The sequence below is a fragment of the Virgisporangium aliadipatigenens genome (assembly GCF_016863615.1).
Classification (GTDB): domain Bacteria; phylum Actinomycetota; class Actinomycetes; order Mycobacteriales; family Micromonosporaceae; genus Virgisporangium; species Virgisporangium aliadipatigenens.
Window position 1 is genome coordinate 1 of sequence record NZ_BOPF01000029.1, and the last position, 13,645, is coordinate 13,645.

The 13,645-nt window shown below is 69.8% G+C and carries 11 protein-coding genes and 1 riboswitch; of the genes, 6 read left to right on the forward strand and 5 right to left on the reverse strand.

Annotated elements, in window-relative coordinates:
- Positions 1-221 precede the first annotated feature (221 nt).
- Complete coding sequence (locus tag Val02_RS32195; protein ID WP_203903037.1) at positions 222-362, forward strand: hypothetical protein; 141 nt, start codon at positions 222-224, stop codon at positions 360-362.
- Positions 363-624: 262 nt separating this feature from the next.
- A complete protein-coding gene (locus Val02_RS32200) occupies positions 625-3,558 on the forward strand; it encodes a ricin-type beta-trefoil lectin domain protein (protein ID WP_203903038.1) in 2,934 nt (977 codons plus the stop codon).
- Positions 3,559-3,728: 170 nt separating this feature from the next.
- Here Val02_RS32200 and Val02_RS32205 read toward each other — a convergent pair whose 3' ends face one another.
- Both Val02_RS32205 and Val02_RS32210 read right to left on the reverse strand, forming a co-directional pair.
- On the reverse strand, positions 3,729-4,580 hold the full coding sequence (locus Val02_RS32205; RefSeq protein ID WP_203903039.1) for a hypothetical protein: 852 nt from the start codon (positions 4,578-4,580) through the stop codon (positions 3,729-3,731).
- Positions 4,577-5,170 (reverse strand): RNA polymerase sigma factor, encoded by a 594-nt coding sequence (locus Val02_RS32210; protein ID WP_239153495.1) that lies wholly within the window; start codon positions 5,168-5,170, stop codon positions 4,577-4,579. Before Val02_RS32210 ends, Val02_RS32205 begins: the two co-directional genes overlap by 4 nt.
- A 202-nt stretch (positions 5,171-5,372) precedes the next feature.
- A riboswitch (guanidine-I (ykkC/yxkD leader) is annotated at positions 5,373-5,492 on the forward strand.
- A gap of 51 nt (positions 5,493-5,543) precedes the next feature.
- Between Val02_RS32210 and Val02_RS32215 the strand changes: the two genes are divergently transcribed.
- From Val02_RS32215 to Val02_RS32225, 3 genes are all read left to right on the forward strand, one after another.
- Positions 5,544-7,046 (forward strand): high affinity choline transporter 1, encoded by a 1,503-nt coding sequence (locus Val02_RS32215; protein ID WP_203903041.1) that lies wholly within the window; start codon positions 5,544-5,546, stop codon positions 7,044-7,046.
- A 31-nt stretch (positions 7,047-7,077) separates the two neighbouring features.
- Positions 7,078-8,217 carry an agmatinase family protein gene (locus Val02_RS32220; protein WP_203903042.1) on the forward strand — a complete coding sequence of 380 codons (1,140 nt, stop codon included), beginning with the start codon at positions 7,078-7,080 and terminating at the stop codon, positions 8,215-8,217.
- A 71-nt stretch (positions 8,218-8,288) separates the two neighbouring features.
- Positions 8,289-8,453 (forward strand): hypothetical protein, encoded by a 165-nt coding sequence (locus Val02_RS32225; RefSeq protein ID WP_203903043.1) that lies wholly within the window; start codon positions 8,289-8,291, stop codon positions 8,451-8,453.
- Between the two features lie 11 nt (positions 8,454-8,464).
- On the opposite strand, the gene Val02_RS32230 is transcribed toward Val02_RS32225, so the two are convergent.
- Complete coding sequence (locus tag Val02_RS32230) at positions 8,465-9,448, reverse strand: DUF2267 domain-containing protein (protein WP_203903044.1); 984 nt, start codon at positions 9,446-9,448, stop codon at positions 8,465-8,467.
- Positions 9,449-9,643: 195 nt separating this feature from the next.
- Between Val02_RS32230 and Val02_RS32235 the strand changes: the two genes are divergently transcribed.
- The gene (locus Val02_RS32235) at positions 9,644-11,290 is read left to right on the forward strand and encodes an alpha-amylase family protein (RefSeq protein ID WP_203903045.1); all 1,647 of its coding nucleotides are present in this window, start codon (positions 9,644-9,646) and stop codon (positions 11,288-11,290) included.
- 60 nt (positions 11,291-11,350) lie between these two features.
- Here the strand turns inward: Val02_RS32235 and Val02_RS32240 are convergent, their stop codons facing one another.
- Together Val02_RS32240 and Val02_RS32245 are read right to left on the reverse strand one after the other, a co-directional pair.
- Positions 11,351-12,382, reverse strand: a complete 1,032-nt coding sequence (locus Val02_RS32240; protein WP_203903046.1) for a helix-turn-helix transcriptional regulator — start codon at positions 12,380-12,382, stop codon at positions 11,351-11,353.
- 76 nt (positions 12,383-12,458) lie between these two features.
- A complete protein-coding gene (locus Val02_RS32245; protein ID WP_203903047.1) occupies positions 12,459-13,484 on the reverse strand; it encodes a LuxR C-terminal-related transcriptional regulator in 1,026 nt (341 codons plus the stop codon).
- Positions 13,485-13,645: the final 161 nt, after the last annotated feature.

Here is a 13,645-nt window from a genome sequence, read left to right on the forward strand (position 1 = left end):
GCCCGTGGCTGGACCGGTCCCCTGCCCTCGCCCGTAAGGCTGCCCGGAACGGAGGCGCCGACAGGTAGAAGGATGCAAGGGCGGGCCGGCTACCGCACCGTGGAACTGGACGTCCCGGCCCGGGAGGTCGACCGGGCGCTCGCCGCCGGGCCGGCGCGGGCGGTGCGGCGACCGCGACGAACGGCACCGCCGGCACGCGGCGTGGGAATGCGCCCGCCTGGGTGCCGATCGTCGGCACCACCCCGACAGGCGAGTGGCGCCTGGAGTTCGACGGCGGCGCCGACGACGTCTTCGACGGTGGTGGGCTGACCGACATCGCGCTCGTCGTCTCCTGGACGGGCCGCGGTCCACTGTGGACCTGAGTCGAAGGGTCGGTTGCCGCCGCCTGAACAACGGCGAGCCGTCGCCGATCCGGGGACCTTGCCCGCAGGCGCGGGGGAGCGCGCGGCATTCCGACGTAGCAGATTCAGGGACATCGACGCCACTCGTTGATCAATCTAGAGTCACGTCGGCGTCCGGAGTGCTTCTCCAGCCGCGTTTCCTTGCCGATCCTCCCACCTCAAGGGGCAGCCTTCGATGGGCCATGGCACAGCAGGCAAACGTCGAACCACGCGTTCCCGACGGTTGCTGGTCGTCGCAGGCACCATCCTGGCGTTCGGCGTGGTCGCCGCGAAAGCGGACGCGGCCGGCACCGACATCACCGACAACGGTGGCACGATCACCGCACAGCGCGGAGCGCCGAGTGGGTCGGAAAGCTACGCCAACCTCATCGACAACGACCCGCGCACCAAGTACTTCGCCGGCGGAGACCGGGGCTGGGTCCAGTACCGCTCGACGGAACCGGCGGCGGTCGACCGGTACACGATCACCTCAGCGAACGACGCCCCCGACCGCGATCCCAGCGCCTGGCGGCTGGAGGGTTCGACCAACGGCACGTCGTGGACCACACTCGACTCGCGGACCGGCGAGTCGTTCAACGGGCGCGGGGTCACTCGCGGCTTCCTCGTCGCCAACACCGTTGCGTACACGTACTACCGCCTCACGCTGACCGAGACGAACGGCTCCCGGGACCTGCAATGGGCCGAATGGGGGCTGTGGGCCGGAGACGGTCAGCCGGCCGCGCCGACCGGGCTCGTCGCGGCGGCCGTCGCCGCCGGGACGGTCGACCTCGACTGGCGGGACAACTCCGATGTGGACACCGGCTATCCCGAGACCGGCTTCGAGGTCCAGCGATCCGTCGACGGCGGACAGTTCGCGCAGGTGGCGATCGTCGGGGCCGACGCGACGGCGTTCACCGACACCGTCGCCACCGCCGGCAGCCTCTCCTACCGGGTGCGTGCGGTCACCGAGGCGGGTCCCGCGTCCGAGTTCTCCGCCGTCGCCGTCGCGACGCCGATCGACCCCACCGTCGAACTGCGCCTCACCGACCTCCCCGGATCGGTGACCGACCGGTACGGGCAGACCGGCGATCAGGGGGCGGAACGCGGTGTCGACCGTTCGCCGTACACCAAGTACTTCGTCGGGGGCTCGACCACCACCTGGCTCGGATACACGCTCGACCGGCGCGCGACCGCGACCCGCTACACCGTGACCGCCGCCAACGACGCGCCGGAGCGCGATCCCCGGAACTGGTCGCTGGTGGCGTCGGCGGACGGCGTCTCCTGGACCACCCTCGACAGCCGCACCGACCAGTCCTTCACCGACCGGTTCCAGACGCACTCGTACCGGTTGTCGAACACCGCCGCCTATCGGTACTACCGGCTGGATGTCACGGCGAACAACGGCTCGCGTGACACCCAGCTCGGCGATCTGGCGATCTTCGGTATGGCGACGCCGGAGGCCATGCCGCTGCCGGCAGCCCCGGACGCACTGCGCGTCGACGCGGTCTCGGGCGACCAGTTGAAGATCTCCTGGGCGGACAACACCCGCTGGGAGACGGCGGTCCGGCTGGAACGTTCGACCGACGGCCAGACGTGGAACTGGTCCCGGACGCTGCCCGCCGGCACCACCCGGTACCGCGATGTCGGACTCGCCGGCAACACGACGCACCACTACCGCGTCCGTGCCGAGAACGCCACCGGGAGCAGCGCCTACGCCACCCCGGCCTCCGCCACCACGGGAACGGCCGACCTGCCGGTCACCTGGCAGGAGCACTGGCATGAACACACCCAGCTGGTCACCAGGGTTTCCTACAACGACACGCTCGGGGTGTACTTCGATCCCGACATGGAACCGTCCCAGACGTGGCTGTTCGGCTACACCGACGCGATCTGGCGCTACGTGCGGGCCACGTACGACGGGGTGGGCAGCGCCCGACTGGCGGCCGTCTTCCACAAGGGCAGGTACGACGGCGGCCACCCGGCGACGGTCTTCGACGCGCACCACGACTACCGCAACGTGATCGATATCGGTCTGGACAACTGGGCCGAGTCGGAGGCACAGCCGCGGGACATCATCGCCCACGAGATCGCGCACATCGTCGAGGGGAGCTTCGGCGGGATCCAGGGATCCCCGTCCTTCCCGATCTGGATGGACAGCAAGTGGGCCGAGATCTTCCAGTACGACGTGTACCTGGGGGCCGGCCTGACCGCCGATGCGCAGCGGTGGCGGGCGAAGATGGCCGGCCAGCGTGACGGGTCTCCGCGCGAAGGCACCGCGTGGTTCTCCGACTGGTTCGCGCCGATCTACGACACCTACGGCCAGTCCCAGGTGCTGGTGCGCTACCTCCGCCTGCTGACGCAGCATTTCGCGCAGTTCAACGGCGAGTACGCGCGCAACCTGAACTGGGGCGAGTTCGTCTTCTTCTGGAGTGCCGCTGCGGGAGTCGACCTGCGACCGTTGGCGACGAACGCGTTCGGCTGGCCCGACGAGTGGGAACGACAGTTTCAGCAGGCGCGGGTGGATTACCCGGGTGTCCGGTTCGCCGCGTGCTGCGGCCCGGTACTGGTGAGCGATCCCGGTCCGCAGAACGCCAAGGTCGGTGAACGGGTGCAGGTCCAGCTGCGCAGTTCGGGCGGCTCGGCCGTCCGGTTCACCGCAACCGGTCTCCCGCCCGGCATGACCGTCAGCGAGGACGGCCTGATCGGCGGCACGCCGACGAGGTCCGGGGTCTACGGGTCCACCGTCACTGTGACCGCGGTGCAGGACCCGACGCGGACCGCCAGCGTGACGATCCGCTGGACCGTCAACGACCACATCGGCACGATCCTCGCCGGCAACGGCGAATGCCTGGACCTCGACAACAGCCGCACCCACAACGGCAACGGTGTGCACACGGTCGGCTGCAACAGCACCGGCGCCCAGAAGTGGTTCGTGTCCGCCGGCCGCTACACGGTCCTCGACAAGTGCCTGGCGACCGCGCCCGGTGCGGTACCGCCGGGCGCGGCGGTGGTGGTCTGGGACTGCGACGGCAGCGCGAACCAGCAGTGGACCGAGCCCGGCGACGGCACGATCCGCCAGGTTTCCAGCGGCATGTGCCTGACCCGGCCCACCGACACCTCCTGGGTGTCATTGACGCCCTGTACCGGCGGTGATACCCAGCGCTGGCGGCGAGGCTGACTCGCCTCCGCAACCCGCCAGTCTCTGTCCAGCGCGACGACGCTGCGGTGCCATCTTTAACGGTCCGTGGCCGGCCCGGACGGGCCTCGTCGAGCAACCCATCGACCCACTCGGCCAGAAACCGGGCCCGCAACGCCAACGCCTTCACAGGAAACTACGGACTCAGGACATCAGCGGCGCCAGCGTTCGGCAGTTCCACATCCGGTGGAGCCGGAGCCCACGACGACGGTTCCGGCCGGGTCGGTGTAGCAGGGTCGGGGTTCCTTCTGGTCCATCGCCCACGCCGGGCGGCGGTCGAGAACGGTCCCGGCGCTGTCGTACGACACGAGGCTGCCCCGGCCGGGTCGCACCGGACCGTCAGCGATGACGACGAACGTACCGTCGAGCACGTTCGCCTCGGTCGTCAGGCCGTCGCCGTGCTCGAGCACGACCCGGTGTACACCGGGTGCGACCCGTCCCAGCACGCTGAACGCGGCACCGCCGCCGTCGATGTGTTCCGATACGCCGCCGTCGATCTGGACGGCGCCCGGCAGCCAGTCCCCCAGCGGTTCGACGGCGATCGACCGGCTGTCTTCCGCGGGCTGGTTGAGGCACGCCACCAGGACGTTGTCCGCCAGGTAGTAGACGGCGACCGTACCGTTGCGGCTGACGTAGTTGACCAGTTCCAGGTCTCCTACCACCGCCTCCGGCCGCATGCGGGGGTCATCGTGCCGCTGCGCGAAGTCGTTGTCCGCCAGGCACCGGTCGGCCGTGCGCCGCACATCCTGCGGGACGACGCCACCCCGGTAGGCGTAGGCGCGAACATCGGTCCTGCTGTCGCCGTTCCACGGCAGGCCCGTCGTCGTCATCACGACCGCCGCTATCAGCACCGCGGCGCCCGCGAGCGCCGCGAGCGGGACCAGCGGCCGGCGTGGCCGGCGGTCGCGACCACCATCGATCTCCCGCAACAGGCTCTGCCGCATCCGCTCCCGGTGGCCCGGCGGCAGGTCCCGCTCGGCCGGTGGTTCCAGAACGCTGTTCATGCCTGTTCCTCCTCGATCGTCAGTGGTGCGGCATCGGTGTCGAGCATTCGCGCCAACCTCGCGCGGGCACGGGATATCCGCGACCGCAACGACGGCTCGGCGATATTCAGAACGGTCGCCGCGTCGCGGTAGGACACCCCGGACCAGAGGCACAGCATCAGCGCCTCCCGCTCGCCGCGGGGAAGGCGGTTCACCGCGCGTAGCAACCGGCGCATCCGCCGCTCGTCGTCGACCCGGCCGACCACCTCTTCGGCGAGGTCGTCGCCGCTGGACCGCTCGGGCGGCAGCCGTCGGAGCGCCGCCAACCAGCGCCGGGTGGAGCGGTGGTACCCCCTCGCGGCGAACGTCGCCGTGGCGAGCAGCCAGGGCAGCGCCGAGTCGGCGACCAGTGTCACCTCGCTGCGGCGCCGCCAGGCGGCGAGGAACACCTGCTGGGTGACGTCCTCGGCGTCGGCCCAGGAGCCGGTCAGACGGAAACTGTGGTTGTAGACAGCTCGCACATGCCGCTCGAACAGCAGCGCGAACGACGACTCACCGCCGGCTACGGCCTCGGCCCACAGCTGTCGGTCACTGATGTGAAGTCCGGTCATCACACCTGTCAGTGGCCGGCGAGCACGAATGTGTTGCGAACGATACGTCGTCAGGTGCCTCCAGGCGCCCGCCGCGTCGCAGTAGGTTCGCCCGCCCGCCACCGAGTGACGGGGGCGTGAGCACCGAGTCATCTGGTTGTTACCTACATGAACCGCGGCCGGAAACGACCAGGCGTTGTCCTGGTCCGTGACTCACCACCGGGTGAGGCGCGTCTAGGGTTCCGCCGCCGTCGCGCGACGGCAGGGTCTGGTCCGAGAGACGAGGCGCGGGCGTACACGGCGTGCGTTCTGCGTTCCACGGCGGGACAAAAGCCCGGGAGATGGCCGCATCACCCGCGGGCATCCGCGGGGCCGTCTCGTCAGGGGTGAATCGATGATCATCACTGGTGTCGCGATCAGCGTGGTCGCCGTGCTCGTCGTCGGGCTGCTGGTGGCCCGCAAGGTCGACGGCGACAGCACCAACTTCCTGGTCGCCGGGCGATCGCTGATGCTTCCGCTGTCCGCCGCGGGCCTGATGGGCCAGGCGGTGGACTCCAACGCCACGCTGGGAAACACCGACCTGTCCTTCGGGTTCGGGTTCTGGGCCGGCGCCTCGCTGCCGTTCGGCCTGGGCCTGTGCCTGCTGTTCACCGGGCTGTTCTTCGCCCGCCGGATGAACGCCATGCGACTGCACACCCTGCCGGACTTCTACCGGATCGTCTACGGCCGCACGGTCGAGGTACTGGCGTCCATTCTGATGATCTTCAGCTTCTGCATCCTGCTGGCCGGCAACCTGGTGGCCGGCGGGCTGCTGTTCGAGGCGTTCCTGGGCACCAGTTACGAGGTGGGCGTTCTGCTGATCGTCGGCGTGGTGCTCACCTACACGATCACCGGCGGGATGTTCAGCGACGCGTACACCGCGTTCATCCAGATGTGCATCACTGTGGTCGCGTCCGTGTCCCTGCTGATCTGGGTGGCGGTGCGGTTCGGGATCAGCACGCCCGAGGGGATGGGCCCGTTCGACCTCGGCCAGCTCACGGATCCCGGGCAGGGCGCCGTCGTCAACTGGGGCACGCTGCTGGCCCTCGGCATCGGCGACATCGTGGCCATCGACTTCATGCAACGGATCTTCTCCGCGAAGTCACCGGACGTCGCGCGGCGGGCCTGCTTCGTCGGTGCCGCCGCCACCGCGCTGGTCGGCATCCCCTACGCGCTTGTCGCGCTGTCCAGCGTCAGCATCTTCGGCGACGAGCCGTTCGAGGGGCCGGCCCTGTTCCACCTGATGTCCGGGTACGCGCCCACCGGCCTGGCCGTCCTGGTGCTCAGCGGAATCGTCGCCGCCTCCTGTTCGACGGCCAACGGCGCCATCCTGGGGACCGCCGCCGTGGCCGTCCGCAACCTGGCCGGCTACAAGCGCGACCCCGCTCCGACCGGCCGTGACCCGATGCTGCGGCTGGTCCGGCTGTCGATGTTCCCGGTCGTCGGCGTGGCGGTGCTGTTCGCGGTGCGGGTGCCGGAGACCGGCATCCTGCTGACCCTGGCGTTCGACGTGATGCTGGCCTGCCTGGTGATCCCGTTCATCGCCGGCCACTACGGATCCCGCCGCAACCACCAGGCCGCGCTGGCCGCGATCGTCGTCGGGTTCGTGGTGCGGGTCGGCCTGTTCGTGCTGACGCCGACCATCTTCGGCGCCGAGAACACGCTCCTGTACGTGAAGAACGACGTCATCGGTCCCGGCTTCGACGGCTGGCCGACGTTCATCGGGTTCGTCGCGTCGGCGGCGACCTTCTACGGGGCCACCCTGATATGGCCGTCCCAACCGGTGCGGGCGATGGACACCGACGAGGTGGCGGCCGCCGCGGAGGCACTGCGCGCCCGCGACACCGTCGCCTCCTGACCACGCCCGTCCGAAGAAAGGCGAACCACCGATGGGATTCGGCCACGGCCACCACCGTCCTGAGGGCTCCGGCCCGGCCTACGGCGACGAGGCCCGCTACGCCGTCGAACGCGAGCGGGACCTGCCGACCACCGCACACGAACGCGAGATCGCCCGCGGCCTGGAGATGGGCCTGCCCGGCGCCGACTCGATCGTCGACCGCACCATCCCGACGTTCAGCCGCGGGGAACTGCCGCACTTCGCCGGCATCAACACGTTCCTGAAGGCGCCGTACCTGGAGGACGTGAAGCGGTGCGGCGAGTACGACGTCGCCGTCGTCGGGGTGCCGTTCGACGGCGGCACCACCTACCGGTCAGGCACCCGGTTCGGGCCGCAGGGCATCCGCAAGATCTCCGCGCTGTACGGGCCTTACAGCTTCGAACTCGGCGTCGATCTCCGCGAGAGCATCACGATCTGCGACCTGGGCGACATCTTCGTCATCCCGGCGAACATCGAGAAGGCGTTCGACCAGATCTCAAAGGGCATCGCGCACGTCTACGAGTCCGGGGCGTTCCCGGTGGTGCTGGGCGGTGACCACTCGATCGGCTACCCGACGACCCGCGGCGTGGCCCAGCACCTGACCGGCAACCTCGGGATCATCCACTTCGACCGGCACGTCGACACCCAGGAGACGGACCTCGACGAGCGGATGCACACGACTCCCTGGTTCCACGCCACCGACCTGCCCAACGTGCCACCGAAGAACCTGGTGCAGATCGGCATCGGCGGGTGGCAGGCGCCGCGTCCGGGCGTCAAGGTCGGTCGCGAGCGCGGCACCACCGTGATGACGGTGACCGACTGCGTGGAGATGGGCATCCAGCAGGCGGCCGAGCGCGCCCTGGACGTGGCCTGGGACGGTGCCGAGGCGGTCTGGCTGTCGTTCGACGTCGACTGCCTCGACGCCGCGTTCGTGCCCGGCACCGGCTGGCCCGAGCCCGGCGGGTTCCTGCCGCGCGAGGTGCTGAAGTTCATCCAGATCATCGCCGACGCCGCACCGCTGGCCGGCATCGAGGTGGTCGAGTGTTCGCCGCCCTACGACAACGCGGAGATCACATCGCTGATTTCGACCCGGGTCATCTGCGACACGCTCGGTTGCCTCGTCCGCTCCGGCCACCTACCCAAGCGGAGCTGACCCCGGCCAAGCTCGGCGACGACGTCGCGATGGCGGGGTCGATGGGGAACGGTGGGCCGTGTGGGGTAACCGTGAACCGCGCCGAGTGCTGCGGCGAGCACCATCGCACCACCGCCCTGCTCGCCGGAATACAAGGCGGCGCAATACTGTCGGCCACCCTGCGCGACCCCCAACTGCTGACCACACAGGTCGCCCACCTCCACGACTGGATCGACACGGTGGCGGCCGGGTCGTAGCGCAGTCGGGATCAGCCGGCGTCCATTCCCGCGCCGGCCTCCTCGATCGCGGCGTCGACGCGGTGGGCGAGTTCCACGTCGAGGGCGGTCACCGCGTTCACCCGGTTGGTGCGCACGGCGAGCGTGGCCGTGCCCTCTTCGGGGCGCGCGATGTGCGGCCCGCGTCCGGTCTCGCGCTTCAGCTCCGCGAGCCGCCGCAGCACGCGTTCCAGGTCGTCGGGAGCGAGGGCGATGGTCCGCACGATCGCGCTCCGGTCTCCCGACCACTGCGGCAGTCGGTCCAGCGCGCCGCGCAACTCGTCGTCGTTCAGTGGCGGCGTACGCCCGTCCACGCCGACAACCCCGCCTTCGGCCGGCCGCGCGAGGAGATCCCGCACGTATTCCGGCAGCCGTAACGACTCCACCAGGCCACCGTCCTGTTCGCACATGACGCTCAGTACCGCCTGTGCCGGATACCGCGCCTGATCGGTCGTCCGGTCCATGATCGCGGCGACCTGGTGCAGGAAGCCAGGTAGGCCGCCGGGGCCGGACGGCACATCGGTCGCGTGGTCGTCGTGCAACTCGGTGGGCACCGCGTCGAGCAGCCGCCGGCGGTCACCCGGCTCCAGCGCCCTGGCCAGCACCGTGACGGTCGCCTGGGCCGCGAGTCGGGCGTCGGCGAAGTCGACATCGATGCGGTGGCCCACCTCGGTGACCATCTCCCGGTACTGGATTCGATCCGGCCCGTCATGGGTGCGCCCGCCGCTCTCCCCGCCGGGCGTGCGCGGCCATTGGGGATCCGGTGGGGGTGGCGTGCCCTCGATCGGGTCGTGCGGTACCGGCTTGTGGCTGCCCGCCGGTGGCGGTCCGTCGCGGTGCGCCCGCTTGACATGTTCACGTTGTTTCGAGCCGCCCAGTGTCACTCCGGCCTCGCTCGGCGCCTGCGACCGTTCGCGGGCCAGCCTGGCTCGTGTCCGGCGCTGCTCGTTGTCGCCTTCCATCTGCTTGCCGCTCATGTGCGGGTACCTGCCCCGGATCCGCACCGATAACCGTCGCAATGCCCGTCGCGGGTGTTGACTGCGCGCGCCGGCCTCCGGCACGCATTGGTAGGAATGCCAATCGACGTCGACCATGAGAACCGGTGATCCTGTGAGAGTTGAGGAAGTGGTGTGCGGGGCCGCCGTTGCGATCCGGTGCGTCGAGGGGTGAGGGTGGCTGAGCGTTGGTACCGCAACGGTGTCATTTACAACTTCGATGTGCGGGCGTTCCAGGACTCCAACGGTGACGGCGTCGGTGACCTGCGTGGCCTGATCAGCCGGATCGACTACCTCGGCCGGCTCGGGGTGACGGCGCTGTGGCTGAGTCCCGTCCACCCGAGCCCGTGGCGCGACGGCGGATATGACGTCACCGACCACTACAACATCGACCCGACCCTCGGCAGTCTCGGTGACTTCGCCGAGTTGATGAACGTCGCCGACGAGCGCGGTCTGCGGATAATGCTCGACCTCGTGCTGAACCACACCAGCGACGAGCATCCATGGTTCAGGTCGGCCTGCTCCGATCCGCGTTCGGTGTACCGCGATTGGTATGTCTGGTCCGAGGAAGAGCCGCCGGACCGCAGCGAGGGCATGGTCTTTCCCGGTGTGCAGAAGACGACGTGGACCTACAGCGACCGGGCCGGTGCCTGGTACCACCATCGCTTCCACGACTTCCAGCCCGATCTCAACATCGGCAACCCGGATGTACGCGAGGAGCTCGCCAAAATCGTGTCGTTCTGGGAGCGGCTCGGGGTGAGCGGGTTCCGCATCGACGGCGCGCCCTTCATGATCGAATGCACCGAGCCCGGGAAAGATCCGGAGAACCGGGACTACTCGGTACTCACGGAACTGCGGGAGCGGATGTCCTGGCGCCGTGGTGACGCGGTCTTTCTCGCCGAGGCCAACGTGCCCAACGGCGATCTGATCCGGTACTTCGGCAACGCCGACGGCGCGGCGAACCGGCTGCAGATGCTGTTCGCGTTCCGGCTCAACGAGGCACTCATGCTGTCTCTTGCCCGGCAGGACTCCGAAGCGGTCGCCGAGGCGCTGGCAACGCTGCCCCCGCTGCCCCGGCACGGGCAGTGGGCCACGTTTCTGCGCAACCACGACGAGGTCGACCTGTCACAGTTGCCGGAATCCGAGCGGGAGGCGGTCTTCGCCGCGTTCGGCCCCGAACGTCGTCACCAACTGTACGGCCGGGGCATCCGACGCCGACTGGCCACGATGCTCGACGGCCAACGCCGGCTGCGGATGGCGTACAGCCTTCAGTTCACCATGCCCGGCACCCCGGTACTGCGTTACGGCGACGAGATCGGCATGGGCGAGGACCTGCGGCTGCCGGAGCGTGACGCGATCCGGACGCCCATGCAGTGGTCGGCCACCACCAACGCGGGCTTCAGCACCGCCGCGGCGCAGGACCTGGTCCGCCCGGTGATCGACGACGGTCCCTACTCCTTCGAACGGGTCAACGTGACCGACCAGCGCCGGGCCCCCGACTCGCTGCTGGTGTGGTTCGAACGGATGCTGCACACCAGGCACGAGTGCGACGAGATCGGCGTCGGCGACCATCACGTGATACAGGTCGAGCCGACCCATGTGTTCGCGCACCGCACCGATGCACCCCGCGGTTCGATCGTGTTCCTGCACAACTTGAGTGACCGTCCGACCCGCATCAAGCTGTCGGTACAACTCGACGAGAACAGCGAGCCGGTGGAGATCTTCAGCGACCGCGAGTACCCGGATCTCGACCTGTGCGATCTTGAGCTGGACGGCTTCGGTTACCGCTGGATACGGCTGCGACGCACGCATCTGGCCCACTGACCGGTCGCGCGGGGCCACCCGCGCCGGTGTTCGCCGGGTCGTCCGACCGTCCCGGGCCGGTCATTGCCGCCGGCGCGCACCCCACGTTGCGAGGGGTCGGGGGATGTACAGGCCCCGGCGGATGGCTCGCATGACGGCCGCGGTCCGGGACGGGGCGGCGAGTGTGGTCAGGATGTGCGCGATGCGGTCGGTGATGGTGGGAAGGGGTAGGTCGAGGGCGGCGCCGATGCGCGGGACGGATCGATCTTCGGCGAGGAGGCCGAGGATTTCCAGGTCGTCGGTGGTGAGCCCGTGCAGGTCGCCGGGGGGTGACACGACCAGGACGCCGGCGAGGTGCCGGGCGGGCTGTCCGGCGCAGGAGATGACGGTGATGCGGGCGAGGCGCTGCCCGCCGTCGGGGCAGAGGAACGTGGCGACCTCGGCGTTGTCGGCCAGGTGCTCGGCCGCGACGGTGAGCACCGCGGAGCCGGGTGACAGCAGCCGGTGCGGGGGCATGCCGTGGAGCGGAAGGGTGCGGCCGGCTCGGGTCAGCACGACCGCGGCCTGCGCGTCGTGGATGATGCGGGCGGCCGCGCCGATCGCGCGCATCGGGTCGATCGCCTGGGCGATGACGGGTACCAGCGCCGCGATCAGGTCGCGGGCGGCCTCGGTCGGGTGCGCGGCGGTGTCGGTGTTGAGGCCGAGCATTCCGAGGTAGCGGCCGTCCGGGGTGAACAGTCCGGCCACCAGGCCCCCGCGGAAGCCCGCCGGGGCCAGGTAGTCCGCCCAGGAGCGCACCTCGTCGAGGTGAACGGGCAGGTCGGCGAGGCGGGTCGCGCCGCTGTTGCGGTTCAGGCCGAGTAGTTCGATCTCCGCCACGCCGCCGGGGCCGCTCATGTACCGGACCAGCGCCGCGGGGTAGCCGCGGGCCACCAGGGGTGGTTGCTCGCGGCGTTCGGGGTCGAGCAGGGACAGCCAGGCACCCTCGAACGGGACGATCCGGCGCAGCGGCTCCAGCAACGCCTCCGCCCGCTGGAGGATCCCGCCCGGCATGGACACGATCTGCGTGATCTCGATGGCAGCCCGCAACCCTCCGGGCGGAAGCTCACCCAATCCGACTCCCCCGTCTCCGTTCGTTCATTGTGTGACGACAAGGGTTCCCGCGATCGCCGGGCGGCAATCCTGGGAATCAGGTGTTGTGCAGCGGTCGGGGTACGTACAGGCCGAGGCGGATCGAGCGGGCCGCGGCGAGTGTGCGCGTTGCGGCGCCGAGCTTGGTGAGGATGTGTTCGACGTGTGCGTTGACCGTCCGTCTGGTGACCGACAGGGCATCGGCGATGCGTAAGTTGGGCCAGCCCTCGACGATCAGGCCCAGGACCTGCAGTTCCCGTGGGGTCAGCCCGTACAGCTCGCCGGGCGGGGACAGCAGAACCACGCCGGTGCTCAGGGGGTGCGACGGGTCGCGGGGGTCGGCCAGCACCGTGATCCGGACGTGGACGTGTGGTACGCCGTCGGCCGTGAAGGGAGCGAGAAAGGAGCCGTAGGCGTAGCCGTTGGCCACCCGTTCGACCGCGACCCCGAGCACGTCCGAGCCCGCGCGGAGGAGGACGTGTGCCGGCAGGCCGGGCAGCGGCCGCGTGTCGCCGCCGGCGACCAGGACCCCGGCTTCGGCATCGCCGACGATCTCGGTGACCCTCGCGATCGAGCGCATCGGGTCGATCGTGCTGGCGATCAACGGCGCGAGCCTGCCGATCAGGTCACGGGAGGCCTCGGTCGGATGCGCGGCGGTGTCGGTGTTGATGCCCAGCAAACCCAGGTGGCGGCCGTCGGAAGTGAACAGACCGACGGCGAGACCCTCCCGGAATCCGGCCGGTTCCAGGTACTCGGCCCAGCCGCGTACCTGGTGGCGTGGGACGGGAAGGTCCACCAGCCGCATGGCGGAGTGCGATCGGGTGAAGCCGAGCAATTCGATCTCGTCGGTGTTGGCGCGGCTGGTGATGTACCCGCACGTGGCGTCGTCGTAGCCGCGGCAGACGATCGGCGCCTGGACCCCGCGCTCCGGATCGAACAGGTTGATCACGGCGGCCTGGAACGGCACGAGTCGCCCGAGCGAACCCAGCACGGCGTCGGCGCGTTGTCGCAGATCGCCCTGCCCGGACGCGATCTCGCCGAGCTCCACGGCCACCTCGAAGGCACCCGGCGGAAACTCGACCATCCCACCACCCCACGCCCACTGTGGTGAGTTGACCGAGGACGGGACCGGAGCCGCCAGCGGGGACCAACTCAGCAGACAGCCGTTACTTCCCGACCGCAGGTCGAGGAAACATAAAACGGCAGGCGGCTTACCCTCGCGTCGGCCACGGAGAGCGTCGCGCG

Excerpts from the sequence above, each read along its gene's own strand:
- Val02_RS32220 (WP_203903042.1), top strand. The coding sequence starts at position 7,078 with ATGGGATTCGGCCACGGCCACCACCGTCCTGAGGGCTCCGGCCCGGCC.
- Val02_RS32215 (WP_203903041.1), top strand. The coding sequence starts at position 5,544 with ATGATCATCACTGGTGTCGCGATCAGCGTGGTCGCCGTGCTCGTCGTC.
- Val02_RS32210 (WP_239153495.1), bottom strand. The coding sequence starts at position 5,170 with ATGACCGGACTTCACATCAGTGACCGACAGCTGTGGGCCGAGGCCGTA.
- Val02_RS32245 (WP_203903047.1), bottom strand. The coding sequence starts at position 13,484 with ATGGTCGAGTTTCCGCCGGGTGCCTTCGAGGTGGCCGTGGAGCTCGGC.
- Val02_RS32205 (WP_203903039.1), bottom strand. The coding sequence starts at position 4,580 with ATGAACAGCGTTCTGGAACCACCGGCCGAGCGGGACCTGCCGCCGGGC.
- Val02_RS32230 (WP_203903044.1), bottom strand. The coding sequence starts at position 9,448 with ATGAGCGGCAAGCAGATGGAAGGCGACAACGAGCAGCGCCGGACACGA.